At 73.5% G+C, this 12,295-nt stretch carries 11 protein-coding genes and 1 pseudogene; 7 read left to right on the forward strand and 5 right to left on the reverse strand.

All coding sequences use genetic code 11. The features are described from left to right. Positions 1-69 (reverse strand): annotated as a pseudogene (locus AB0L89_RS39950) (deaminase); the annotation flags it as partial. A 234-nt stretch (positions 70-303) separates the two neighbouring features. On the opposite strand from AB0L89_RS39950, the gene AB0L89_RS39955 reads away from it, so the two are divergent. Then, the gene (locus tag AB0L89_RS39955; protein WP_365152703.1) at positions 304-1,215 is read left to right on the forward strand and encodes a universal stress protein; all 912 of its coding nucleotides are present in this window, start codon (positions 304-306) and stop codon (positions 1,213-1,215) included. Between the two features lie 67 nt (positions 1,216-1,282). Here the strand turns inward: AB0L89_RS39955 and AB0L89_RS39960 are convergent, their stop codons facing one another. Then, on the reverse strand, positions 1,283-1,900 hold the full coding sequence (locus AB0L89_RS39960) for a helix-turn-helix domain-containing protein (RefSeq protein ID WP_365152705.1): 618 nt from the start codon (positions 1,898-1,900) through the stop codon (positions 1,283-1,285). A gap of 127 nt (positions 1,901-2,027) precedes the next feature. Here AB0L89_RS39960 and AB0L89_RS39965 point away from each other — a divergent pair, with 127 nt between their 5' ends. From AB0L89_RS39965 to AB0L89_RS39975, 3 genes are all read left to right on the forward strand, one after another. Continuing rightward, positions 2,028-3,479: an amidase gene (locus AB0L89_RS39965; RefSeq protein WP_365152707.1), complete on the forward strand. Its 1,452-nt coding sequence runs from the start codon at positions 2,028-2,030 to the stop codon at positions 3,477-3,479. Between the two features lie 135 nt (positions 3,480-3,614). Further along, positions 3,615-5,753, forward strand: coding sequence for an NB-ARC domain-containing protein (locus AB0L89_RS39970; RefSeq protein WP_365152709.1), 2,139 nt, complete (start codon positions 3,615-3,617; stop codon positions 5,751-5,753). A 60-nt stretch (positions 5,754-5,813) separates the two neighbouring features. Beyond that, positions 5,814-6,680 carry a GNAT family N-acetyltransferase gene (locus AB0L89_RS39975; protein WP_365152711.1) on the forward strand — a complete coding sequence of 289 codons (867 nt, stop codon included), beginning with the start codon at positions 5,814-5,816 and terminating at the stop codon, positions 6,678-6,680. Positions 6,681-6,714: 34 nt separating this feature from the next. Here AB0L89_RS39975 and AB0L89_RS39980 read toward each other — a convergent pair whose 3' ends face one another. Further along, the gene (locus AB0L89_RS39980; protein ID WP_365152713.1) at positions 6,715-7,629 is read right to left on the reverse strand and encodes a methyltransferase domain-containing protein; all 915 of its coding nucleotides are present in this window, start codon (positions 7,627-7,629) and stop codon (positions 6,715-6,717) included. A gap of 156 nt (positions 7,630-7,785) precedes the next feature. On the opposite strand from AB0L89_RS39980, the gene AB0L89_RS39985 reads away from it, so the two are divergent. Next, a complete protein-coding gene (locus AB0L89_RS39985; protein ID WP_365152715.1) occupies positions 7,786-8,730 on the forward strand; it encodes a helix-turn-helix transcriptional regulator in 945 nt (314 codons plus the stop codon). Here AB0L89_RS39985 and AB0L89_RS39990 read toward each other — a convergent pair. After that, positions 8,727-9,659 (reverse strand): helix-turn-helix transcriptional regulator, encoded by a 933-nt coding sequence (locus AB0L89_RS39990; protein ID WP_365152717.1) that lies wholly within the window; start codon positions 9,657-9,659, stop codon positions 8,727-8,729. The two genes, AB0L89_RS39985 and AB0L89_RS39990, sit on opposite strands and share 4 nt — an antisense overlap. 340 nt (positions 9,660-9,999) lie before the next feature. Between AB0L89_RS39990 and AB0L89_RS39995 the strand changes: the two genes are divergently transcribed. Then, a complete protein-coding gene (locus AB0L89_RS39995; protein WP_365152719.1) occupies positions 10,000-10,917 on the forward strand; it encodes an ANTAR domain-containing protein in 918 nt (305 codons plus the stop codon). Positions 10,918-11,048: 131 nt separating this feature from the next. Further along, the gene (locus AB0L89_RS40000; RefSeq protein ID WP_365152721.1) at positions 11,049-11,318 is read left to right on the forward strand and encodes a WhiB family transcriptional regulator; all 270 of its coding nucleotides are present in this window, start codon (positions 11,049-11,051) and stop codon (positions 11,316-11,318) included. Between the two features lie 66 nt (positions 11,319-11,384). Here the strand turns inward: AB0L89_RS40000 and AB0L89_RS40005 are convergent, their stop codons facing one another. Next, positions 11,385-12,140 (reverse strand): 2-phosphosulfolactate phosphatase, encoded by a 756-nt coding sequence (locus tag AB0L89_RS40005; protein WP_365152723.1) that lies wholly within the window; start codon positions 12,138-12,140, stop codon positions 11,385-11,387. Positions 12,141-12,295: the final 155 nt, after the last annotated feature.

Raw genomic sequence — 12,295 nt, forward strand, 5'->3', positions numbered from 1 at the left:
GGCTTCGCCGCCGGGGGCCTCGACGACGCCGTCGAGGGAGACGAAAGCAGAGCTGATCAACGTACGCATCTCAAGATCTCCTGATGTCCATGGGACTGTCTGTCCGCTCGTCCGGCCGGTGCTCGCGTGTCCCGGTCTCACGTCCGGTGCGCACCAACCGCCCCTTACGACCGGGGGCCGCGCGGAAACTCATCGGTGATCTCGCCGCGGATCGCATCGGTTTTCGAGGAGCGGGCCGTGCCGGCCGCCCATCCGGGCCCTTCGCCCCTGCCGTCCGGCCGTCACCGGGCACAGGATGGGATCATGAACAGCCTTCCAGTCATCACCGCCGTCGACGGATCCGACCACAGCCTCAGGGCCCTGGAATGGGCGCTGGCCGCCGCCCGCGGCAGGGACGCGGAACTGCTCGTCGTCCATGTCAGGAGCGACTACGTGAAGGCGCTCCCGGTGCCCGGCACCCCTGTCGTGATGCCTCCCGCGGACCAGGTGCCCGCGCTCGCCGCGGTGCGCGACCTGCTGGAGGGGCGCGACGACCTGCCGCCCGTGCGCTTCACCACCCTCGACGGGAGCCCCGCCTCCTCCCTCGTCGAACTCAGCGAGCAGGCCCAGCTCCTGGTCCTCGGGTCGCGCGGTAGGGGTGGCTTCGCGAGCCTGCTCCTCGGCTCCGTCAGCCGCGCGTGCGCCGCGCGGGCGGCCTGCCCCGTGGTCGTCGTGCCCCACGCGGCACGGACCGCGGGCGCGGACGGCGGACACGGGCCGGTCGTCCTGGGGCTCTCACCGGACGAGACCGCCGACGCCGTCGTGGAGTTCGCCTTCGCGCAGGCCCGCCGCCACGACGTCCCGCTCCAGGTGATCACCACCTACACCGTGCCGCTCTCCACCCTGACGCTCATGGGCGGGTACATCGACGGGGCGGCGGGGGACGGCAGCCCCAGCGTGGAGGAAGACCTGCGGAAGGCCCAGGACGAACGGCTGCGCCCCTTCGTCGAGCGCCACGCGGACGTCGCCGTCGAGCAGGTGGTCACCGCGGCCGACGCGGCGGGCCGCCTCGTCGTCGCCTCGCAGTCCGCGGGCCTGCTGGTGGTCGGCCGGCACAGGCGCCGCCTCAATGCCGACTCGTTCCTGGTCGGCTCGGCGGCCAACGCGGTGCTCCTGCACGCCCACTGCCCGGTCGCCGTGGTGCCGACGCGGCCCGCGCCCGAGGCCACCGCCTGACACGCGGAGGCTGACGCGTACGGACACACGTACGCGGCTCTACGCGTACGGGCACGCGCGCACGGCTTTACGCGTGCGGACGCCCCGCCGGTGCGCCGTGGCGGTCCACGATTGCCTCGACGATCCTCATGAGCCGGTCGCCCGTCCGGTCGATGCTCCCGTTCTGGGTGCTGACCTGCGCGCCTTCGAGCGCGAAGGTGATCTCCGCGGCGGCCTGCTCGGGGTCGGGCAGGCCGGCCTCGGCGCACATGGCCACCAGCCTGCGGGTCTGACGGGCCTTGTGCTGCTCGATCACCTGCCGTGCGGGGTGGGCGCGGTCGGGCAGCTCGGCGAGGGAGTTGATGAACGGGCAGCCCCGGTAGGAGATCCTCGGCAGCCCCTCGGCGATGAAACGGGCCAGACCCAGGATCTGCTCCCCGGGCCGGCCGGGGGACTCGGCCTCGACCCGGTCGAAGGCCGCCTGATAGTCGGCGGCGACGATCCGCAGCCACTCCGCGACCAGCGCGTCCTTCGTCTCGAAGTGGCGGTAGATCGCCATCTTGGTGGTCTCGGCCTTCTCGGCGATCGCCTGGACGCCCACCCGCCGGATGCCCTCGCTCTGGAAGAGCTCCTCCGCCGCGTCGAGGATGCGCTCGCGCGGCGGCAGTTTCGCCACCCTGGTCGGCCTTCTGGCGGTCGATGCCATGACTTCTCCGTGACGTCCGGTCGGTTGAGGGGCCCGCGGGCTCTGTTACGGTACCAGTCCGTCCCATGCGATACCGATCGGTATCGGGAGGGACCGTTGAGTATCTGTCTCTGTGCCGGGAGGGGCTGTGAGGATTTCCGAGTACGTGCGTTTCGACGCGGTCGGGCTCGCGGAGCTGGTGGCCGAAGGCGAGGTGACCCCCGCCGAAGTGGAAGCGGCCGCACGCGAGGCCAGGGAGGCGGTCGATCCGTGGATCAACGCCGTCGTCGAGACATGGCCGACCGACGACGAACCCCGGCCCGGCAGCGGACCACTGGCCGGTGTCCCCTTCCTGATCAAGGACATCGGGGTCACCATGGCCGGCAGGCGCACGGAGCTCGGCAGCAGGCTCGCGGCCGGTCACGTCGCCGGCGCCGACTCCGCCCTGATGCGGCGCTTCCGCCGCGCCGGGCTCGTCACGTTCGGGCGCACCACGACACCGGAGATGGCGTACAGCACCACGACCGAACCGGTGCTGTACGGCGCGACCCTCAACCCGTGGTGCCTGGAGCGGAGCGCGGGCGGATCCAGCGGAGGCGCGGGCGCGGCCGTCGCCGCGGGGGTGGTGCCGATCGCGCACGCCACCGACGCCGCGGGCTCGATCCGCATCCCCGCCTCCTACAACGGCCTGTTCGGGCTGAAACCCACGCGCGGCCGGGTCTCCTGGGGCCCCGACTTCGACGAGATGTTCAACGGTCTGGCGGGGCACGGCAGCGTCAGCCGCACGGTGCGCGACAGCGCGGTGCTGCTCGACCTGATCAGCGGTCCGGAGCCGGGCGACCCGTACTCCGCGCCGCGGCCCTCCCGGCCGTACGCCGAGGAGGTCACCCGCGCCCCGGGCGCGCTGCGGATCGGGGTCCTCGCCCAGGCGTGGGGCGGACACCGCACCACCGCACCCGTGGCCGACGCCCTCGCGCGCACCGTGCGGCTCCTCGAACACCTCGGCCACCGCGTGGCGGAGGCCGAGGTCGACCTCGGGGTCGACTGGGAGGAGTTCCTCCTGGCCAACGCCCGTCAGTGGACGGTGAATCTCACGGCCCAGGTCGACGAGCTGGCCGCCGCCCTCGGCCGGCCCGTCGACTCGTCGACCCTCGAACCGCCCATCCTCGCCAGCTACCACTACGGGCAGCGGGTCAGCGGCACCCGGTTCGCCGCCTCGCTCGCGGTCCGCAACCGCGTCTCCCGGAGCCTGGCGCGCTGCTTCGACACCCACGACGTGCTGCTCACCCCGACCGTGCCGGACCTTCCCGTGCCTCTGGGTACGCACGGTGAGGGCGCGGAGGAGCTGGACGGCCTCGGCTGGCTGCGCCGTCTCTTCGACGTCTCGCCGTTCAGCGCGGCGTTCAACGTGGCGGGCACGCCCGCCATGTCCGTGCCGTTGACGGCCGACGCCGGCACGGGGCTGCCCATCGGCATGCAGTTCGCCGCGGGGTACGGGCGCGAGGACCGCCTCTTCCGCCTCGCCGGGCAACTCGAACAGGCCGGCCCGTGGTCGGGCCGGACCCCCGCGGTGTGGGCGGGCAGCCAGCCGGTGCGCTGAACGGCCGTGGCGCACCTGTGCCGCTGACCCCCGCGCCCGAGGACCGGCACGTCAACCGGCGTGTAGCCATCAGCAATTCGAGGCAGGAACACGCAACCGACCCGCGTCGGCGGCCCCGACGACCAGACTGGTGGAGTGGTCGCCTCACTTCCCGAAGAACAGACGAGTTTCGTGGGCCGCCGTGCCGATCTGGCCCGCCTCGGCCAGGCCCTGGCGGAGCACCGGCTGGTGACCCTGACCGGCGTCGGCGGAGTCGGCAAGACGAGGCTCGCCCTCAGGGCCGCCCGGGGGGCCTCGACCGCACGGTCCCCCGAGCGCGGCACGGGCGCGGATGTCTGGTGGGTGGAGCTGTCGACGCTCATGCGGGACCGGCTGCTGGTGTCCCGCATCGCCGACGCGGTGGGCCTGGCCGACCACACCCTGCGGATGCCGGTCGATGCCCTGTGCGACTGGCTGGCCGACCGGCGGGGACTCCTCGTCCTCGACTCGTGCGAGCACGTGGTGCCGTCCTGCCGTGAGGTCGTGGCGCGGCTGCTGGCGGCGGCGCCGGGCGTCAGCGTGCTGGCCACGAGCAGGCGGAGCCTCGGCGTACGAGGGGAGTGTGTGCTCGCGGTCGAACCGCTGCGACTGGCGGTCGCCGCCGCCGCTGGCGACGTCGCGGCCGACGGCGGCTGGGCCTCCGGCCCGGGGCCGGGCGGGGAAGCGGAAGACCCCGACGCGCTGGACCTGTTCACCGCCCGTGCCGTGGAGTGCGCCCCGGGAGCGTACGCCGCCGCGACCGACTGGACGGACGCCGCCGTACGCATCTGCCACCGTCTGGACGGCGTTCCCCTCGCCTTGGAGCTGGCCGCCGCGCAGCTGCGGCGGCACACCGTGGAAGAGCTCGCCGAGCACCTGCGGCACCGGCGCACGTCCCTGCGGCGGGAGCAGGACGTGCCGGTCGAGCCCGCCCGGCACCGGGCTCTGCGCACCACCATCGGCTGGAGCCACGAACTGTGCACGCCGCTCGCCCGGCTCCTGTGGGCGCGGATGTCCGTGCTCCGCGGCGCGAGCGACACCGCGACCGTCCAGAAAGTGTGCGTCGGCGGCCCGTTGACGGAGAGCGGTGTCATCGACGCCCTCGCCGAGCTGGCCGAGCAGTCGGTCATCACACGACGGCGCGGCCACTGGACCATGCTGGACACGGTCCGTGAGTACGGACGTGAGTGGCTGCGGAAGCTGGGGGAGGAGCGGCCGGGCGCCGACCGCCACGCCGCGCACTTCCTGGAGCTGGCACGCCGGGCGGACGCGACCTGGCTGAGCCACGAGCAGCTGTCCTGGTACGGCCGGGTCTCCTCGGCCCACGCGGATCTGTGCGCCGCCCTCGACCATCTCCTGGTGACCGCCCCCGGCCGCGCGCTCGAACTGGCCGGGTACGTCGGCTTCTACTGGAGCTGCTGCGGCCATCTGCACGAGGCCCGCGACTATCTGGAGCGCGGGCTCCTGGAACATGCCGTCGCGGGTCCCGCGCGCACGAAGGCGCTGTGGGCGCTCGGCGTGGTGCTGCTGCTCCAGGGCGAGCAAGAGGCCGCGGCGCAGGTGGCGTCGGACTGCGAGCAGGCGAGCGCGCACGACATCGCCCCCGAGGGGCGGCTCGCGGCCGCCTATCTCACCGGTCTCACGTATCTGATGTCGGGCCGCCCCCTGGTGGCCCTGCACAAGGCGGAACGGGCCATCGCCCTGACTCCCGCCGGTGCGGTCGCCCGCTCGCCGTCCGGGATGCGGTGCCATCTCGTGCGGGTCTTCGCCCTGACGGCGCTGGGCGCCCTGGGTGACGCCGAGGAACTGGCCGTGGAGATGCGGGAGGTGTGCGAGGAGATCGGCGAGACCTGGACCCGCTCGTACCTCGACTACCAACTCGCACTCATCGCGCTCTCCCGGGACCGCGCCTTCGAAGCGGCACGGCACGCCCGCGCGATGCTCGCGGGCAAGCGGCTACTGGGGGACCGGTTCGGGATCGCCCTGGGGCTCGATCTGCTCGCGGCGGCCTGCGCCGCCCAGGGGCAGGGCGAGCAGGCCGCGTTCATGTTCGGCGCGGGACAGGGTTTCTGGCGGACCGTCGGCCACGCCCAGCGCGGCACTCCCGAGCTGGGTCCCGTACGCGAGGAGGCGGAGCGCAGGGCGCGCACGGTGCTCGGCGCCGAGTCGTACGCCCTGGCCAGACAGCGCGGCGCGCGGGACATCGAGTCGAGCCTGGAAGCGGCGTTGGGGGAGTGGTCCACGGGCGACGGGTGAAGAACCGCCCGGCAGATAATCAGGTGCGGACCGGCGGCACCTTGGTGTGTGATCGGCACCATGTCGATGATGATGACGGAGCCGGGAGTTGACGGACTCGGTGCGGCCGAGAGCGCGCTTAGGGACTGGCAGTACGACGGGGCGCCGATGCAGCTGCATCCGGGCGACCTGGGCTGGTTCTGGCGGTTCGGAACGGACGCGACGGCGGCGGCGGTGCGGACCTGGAGCCGCGACGGCCGGATTCTCGCCGTCGGGCTGCTGGACGGCGCCGATCTGCTGCGCGTGACGACCGCGCCGGACGCCCGGCGGGACGAGGAGCTCGCGCGCCGCATCGCCGCGGACCTGATCGACCCGGAGCGCGGCGTCCTGCCGGAGGGCAAGGTGTACGTCGAGGCGCCCAGGGACGCACTGCTCCAGGAGCTGTTGGCCGAACACGGCTGGGACACCGACGAAGCGTGGACCCCGCTGACCCGCGACCTCACGCGGCCGGTCGAGGACCCGGGCGTGCGGATCGAGGTGATCGGACCGGAGCGGGCGCACGTGCGGACCGCCGTGCAACGCGCGGCGTTCGGCAGGCCGACGTTCACGGACGACCGTTGGCACGCGATGGCGGCCGGATCGCCCTACGCCGACGCGCGGTGTCTGGTCGCGTACGACGACCGGGGCGACGCGGTGGCGACGGCGACGGTCTGGTCGGCCGGGCCGGGCAGGCCAGGCCTGCTGGAGCCGATGGGCGTGCACCCCGACCACCGCGGGCACGGCTACGGCAGGGCGATCACCCTCGCCGCGGCGGCCACGCTCCAGGGGCTCGGCTCGTCGAGCGCGTTCGTTGCCGCGCCGAGTGCCAACGTCGGCGCCGTCGCCACGTACAGGTCGGCCGGGTTCCAGGCCCTCCCCGAGGTGCGGGACCGGCGCAGGGACGCCTGAGGGGCGGTGTCCGGAGGAACCGGACGAGCCCTTCTCAGGCGGCGGGCTTGCTCAGCAAGAAGATGTGATGGCCGAGGTTGCCGCTGGAGAAGGCGCACAGGTCCGGCATCAGGATGTCCAGCCGGGCCGTGGTCTCGCTGCCGAAGCGGGCCAGGACCTCGTCGTGACGGTCGTTGTAGAGCAGCCGCATCAACTCGCCCGTCATCGCCACGTTGTGGGTGTCGTTCTCCACCCGCTCCGCGACGAAGCCCGCCTCTTGGGCCATCTCCAGCACCTCACCGGGCGACACCAGCGGCCCGGTCGCCCACACCGCGTGGTAGACGTCCAGCTGCTCCCGGGTCGGCGCGCCGGCCGTCGTGAACTCGGTGAGCAGCAGCCGCGCGCCGGGCCGCAGCACCCGGAAGGCCTCGCGCAGGGCCCGCGGCCGGTCGTTCATGTGGCACAGCGAGTCGACGGCCAGGGCCGCGTCGAACGAGTCGTCGGGGTACGGGAGGCGCATGGCGTCGGCGTGGTCGAACGACACCTTTCCGATCAGTCCGGCGGCCAGCGCCAGTTCGGTGGCCTCGGAGACCTGGCGACGGCTGACGGTGACTCCGGTGACGTGCGCGCCGCTGCTGCGCGCCAGGCGCACGGCCGGGCCGCCCGTGCCGCAGCCGATGTCCAGGACCCGTCGTCCTGGCCGGGGGCGCAGGAGATCGATGAAGCGGTCGGTCTGCCGGTCCATGGCCCGGTTCGCGAGGCCGATGAGCGTGGTCACGGGCGTGTGCTCGGCCGGTCGGTCGTGACCGACGCCGTCGACATGGTCGACCGGGTCGGACCAACTCCCCACATGGATCGCGGAATCACCGAGAATCAGGCTGAACAAGGGGCCGAACTCGTCGTAGGTGGCGCCGACTTCCCGCGGAGACGGTGCCGTGATGGCGTCCTTCTGTGACTCGGCATGGGTCATGTCGGCATCGTAGGACGAGGGCACAGGGCCCCCGTCCGTACCGCAGGGGAACGGCGGAAATTCGATCGGGTGTCCGACTGGGAGGGTGCCGGGCCGGGCCGAACCGTTGGCCCGGCGGCAGCGTGTTGTTAGCGTGCGAGGACGGAGGTGAGGTCGATGGAGACGACGGTCTTCGACAGCGACGACCTGCAGGCCACCGAGGAATACCTCTCCCTGGCCTTCACACCGATGACGATCAGCGGTCGGCCGGACAACGCCCGCGCCCGCGTCCACCGCCGCGTCGAGGGCGGACTGACCGTGGACGAGCTGTCGTTCGGCTACACCATGGCCTATGACGCCGGCCCGTTGGACCGGCTCTGCCTGGTGTCCGTGAACAAGGGCGTGCACACCAGCGGGGAGGAGGTGTGCGGGCCGGGTGAGACGTTCCTGGTCGCCCAGCCCGGCCGTCCCTACCGGGGCGAGGTACGCGAAGCCGCTTACACCATCATCTCGTTCGACCCCTCCCACTTGCGGCAGGCCGCCGCGGACGGGGCCGGGCCCCTCCGGCTGACGGGCACCCTGCCCGTCGACGCGGAGGCGAACAGGACGCTCCACGCGACCGTCGCGTACCTGCGGGACACGGTTCTGCCGGCCCACGCGAGCGCCGCATCGGAGCACCCGCTCGTGCTGGGCACGGCGCTGCGGCACCTCGCGGCGGTCACGCTCTCCTGCCTGCCGCATGTCGCGCTCCCGGACGCCGGGCAGCAGGCCCGCACCGACAGCCGCGACGGCCGTCCGGACACGCTGCGCCGGGCGTTCGCCTTCATCGAGGACAACGCCGAACGCGACATCGGACTCGCCGACATCGCCGCGGCGGCGTGCGTCACCCCGCGAGCGCTCCAGTACGCGTTCGCCCGGCACGCGGACACCACGCCTCTGCGTCACCTGCGCGGGGTGAGGCTGGCCCGTGCCCACGCCGACCTCCTGGCCGCCGAGCCGGGCAGGGGTTCGGTCACGGCCATCGCGCTGCGGTGGGGCTTCGCCCACCAAGGGCGCTTCGCCTCGCACTACCGCGAGGCGTACGGCAGCACGCCCGCCGAGACCCTGCGGCGGCTTCCCTAGGAGGCCGGCGGCGCGGAGCGGACGAGAGTGGTGGAGGGGCTGACGCCGTAGGCGGCGCGGTAGTAGCCGGCGAAGCGGCCGGGGTGGGCGAAACCCCAGCGCAGGGCGATGTCGGTGACGGTGTCGGTGCCCGGGCTCGCGTGCTGGAGGTCGGTGTGCGCGCGGGTGAGACGGACGTCGCGCAGATACGTCATGGGGGTCGTGTCGATGTGGGCGAAGGCGTACTGCAGGGCGCGGGAGGTGACGTGCGCGGCGGCGGCGATGTCGGCCAGCGTCAGGGGCTGCTGGGTGTGGGCGTGGATGAAGCCGATGGCCCGTTGCAGGGTGGTGGCGTGCCCGAAGGCGCAGCCGTCGGGGCGGCGTGGCATGCAGCCGAGCAGACTGGCGGACAGCAGCCGGGCGGACGAGTCGAGCAGGAGCGAGGGCCGGCCCTGCTCCCAGGACGCGAGCTCCAGCACGTGGTGCAGACAGGCCACCGTGGCGTCCAGGTGCTCTGCCGCGTCCCGGGCCACCGGGAGGTGCTCGACGTCGCGGAACCGGTCAGGGGGAGGAGGGGCGTAGGGCCGGGCCGTGTCCACGACGGCGGCGTCGAGCCGCGTCTCCCGCCCGTCGCCCGGCACATCGGCCGGGCCATGGGGATGGGGCAGGTCGCCGTGGCAGACCACGGCGATGTCGCCGGCGGTGGGCGGACGGCGCCCCGGCTGTCGTACGCCTGCCGGCCCCACCGTCGTGTCGGCTGGGGTGAAACGCATGCACAGGGCGCCGAACGGCGGCGCGTCGTCGTCGAGGGGGTGGGCGAGGACGATCTCGTCGACGCTGACGGCGCCGACCGCGACGTGCGCCAGGGAGTCGTGGTCCCGGCCGGCGCCCTGGAGCGCGATGCGACGGTAGAGGTGGGCGAACAAGTGGGCGTCCCGCGGCGCGTTCACGGGCTCTTCCTGAGACGAAGCACGGGCTCTTCCTCGGTCGGAGGGACACAGATGCCTGCGCGGACTGGACGGCTTCCCATGGGCGCGCGCTTCATGCGGGGGGAACGCGTCGCGTTGCCGCCGGCACCGGCCCGGGCCCGGCGCCCTACCGCGCTTCGTTATGCGGATGGGCAGGGCCCTGACCTGGAGGTTCGGATGTTCGTTCCGCGCGCTGCGAGGCATCGGCGAACGCGGTCATGCTGACGGGGGCCGGTCCGGGAAGCGGGTACGGCGCCGATGCCCCGTCGGCCGGCCCGCGCCGACCGGCCCCGTCCAGGCCGACGACCGCTCGGAGGCCCGTTTGCCGCGCACCGCCCCCGCCTGTTCGGACGCGAACGAGGAGGCCGACGGCCCCTCGCCGACGCGTGCGCCGCACCCCTTGGCCGGCGACGCGGGACCGGCCCTCGACGCGGCATGGCGGGCGGAACAGGCGGTGCGCAACCGGGAGATCGCGCGTCACGGCATCCAGGACGCCAGTGAACTGCTCGCCGACCGCTACCGGCTGCCCGGCGTCGAGGCGGCGTTCTCGCTGCTGCGCCAGGCGTCGCAACGGCACAACGTGAAACTCCACAGCGTCGCCGACGCGATCAAGCACGTTCGGCCGCCGTCGGACACGGCGGTGTGGTTCCCCGGCCGCGCCCGCACCGCGCCGCCCGCCACGTCGGCACTCCACCGGAGCCGGGACAGGGGCCGGGCCCGCGAGTGGCAGTACAGCGACCTCACCAAGGAGGTCCTGTCCCAGACACTGGGCCTCGTCGGCGCACCGCGCGGCTCGATGCACGTCGTCGAGTCCGACCTGGTCCGGCTGGAGCACCAGCGCAACCTGGACGGTCCGTACAGCGACCGCTTCGCCTTCGTCGAGGACAGCGAGTCCCTCGCGTACTGGCACCTGGCGTCCACGTGCCAGGTCGTCGTCCACGACCTCTGGAAGGCCGCGAGCTTCCTGGAGGCCGAATCGCACAGGGTCCTGCTGGCGAGCGGTTGCCGGGCCTCGCTCACCGTGCCGCTCCTGGACGAGGAGCACCGGCTGATGGGCGTGGTCTGGGCACACTACGACCATCCGCTGAGGGCAGGCCCGGACGACGGTCGGGCGAGGGACCTGGACACTCTCGGGGCCCAGGCCGGGGCGTGGCTGGCCTGGCACCGGCGCACCGTGCTCATGGACGCGCTGGAGGACCTGCACCACATGGCGACCGACCGCGCCCCCAGGACCCGCTGACGGGTTTCCGCGCGGCCCGCATCGCATGATCGGCCGGATCCCCACCGCGGATGTTTTCGTGAGAGGTGCGGGGGCACCCGCGTGGCACCTGAGGACGACGATGCGGCGACATGGGCCGTGGAGGAGACACCATGGAGTGGTTGCGAGACGCGGCGTGCAGGAACGCGGACCCCGAGCTGTTCTTCCCGATCGGCTCCACGGGACCCGCGGTGCGGGACGTACGGGAGGCCAAGCGCATCTGTGCGCGCTGCCCGGTGATCGAGGAGTGTCTCGACTACGCGCTCACCACCGGCCAGACGTCCGGTGTGTGGGGCGGCACCTGCGAGGAGGAGCGGAAGGCGCCGCGCCGAGCGAGGCTGAGGCGCGCGGCGGTGGCGGGGGAGTCCCGCCCGTCCCGGTGAGGACCACCTGGCCCGGTGAGACCGCCACGGTACGGGAACAGACGCCGGTGCCCTGCTGACGCGTGGTCACGGAGCCGCGGCGAAGGCCCCGTCGGTCAGGACGGGGACCACGGCGGAGGCGTCCAGTTCCGTCGCGACGGCCACGTCCGCGGCGAACCCTCCGGCGGCCAGCTCCCGCCCGGACGCACTGGCGGCGACGGCGGCACCGACATCGGGGGCCGAGGTGAAGACCGCCGCCGCGCCCTCCGCCTCCGGTGAGAGCCCGGTGCGGCCCTGCTCCCTCAGCACGGCGATCACGGCTCCCGCGCCCAACAGATCCTCCAATGAGGGGCGGAGACTGCCGTCGGGCCAGCGCTCGCCCGACGCGATCACGGCGACGGGGCGGTCGACGGTGCCGTAGCCGTGGGCGACGAGCCACCCGCCCACGGCGGTCGCGTTGCGCAGGGAGGCCGCGACGACGGTGGCGTCGGCCGCCGCGGCGGCGATGGCCGACCCGTTGGGCGACGGCAGCACCAGGCGCGGCGTGAAGGGAGCGCGCCGCAGCGCGGCGGGGGAGAGCGACCACGGCGCGGCGTCGGTGGCCGCGCGGCGCCCGACGGCCAGAGCGGCGCCCACCTGCTCGGCGAAGGCCGAGGCGCTCTCGTCGCGCCAGCGATACGGGTGGACCCGCGTCCCCGCCTCCACCGCGACCGTCACGGACGTGGTGAACGAGAGCACGTCGACCACCACCAGGCAGGCCGCGCCCGCCGCGAGACGCTCCGCACCGACAGGACCCCACTCGAAGCACACCCCATGACCTGCCTGCCCGCTCCAGTCGTCCATGGCGCGACATCATGTCAGGAGCTCAGGCGGCCACCAGGCGTCCGCCGACGACCGGGACGTCCTCGACGTGGCGTCCGGCGAGCGACCGGCGGCGTCCGGCCGCGACCGGGACCCTCACCGGGCCGCCCGGCTCCTCTGTGAGCATCGGTGCCCCC

The organism is Streptomyces sp. NPDC052114 (assembly GCF_040680155.1).
GTDB lineage: Bacteria > Actinomycetota > Actinomycetes > Streptomycetales > Streptomycetaceae > Streptomyces.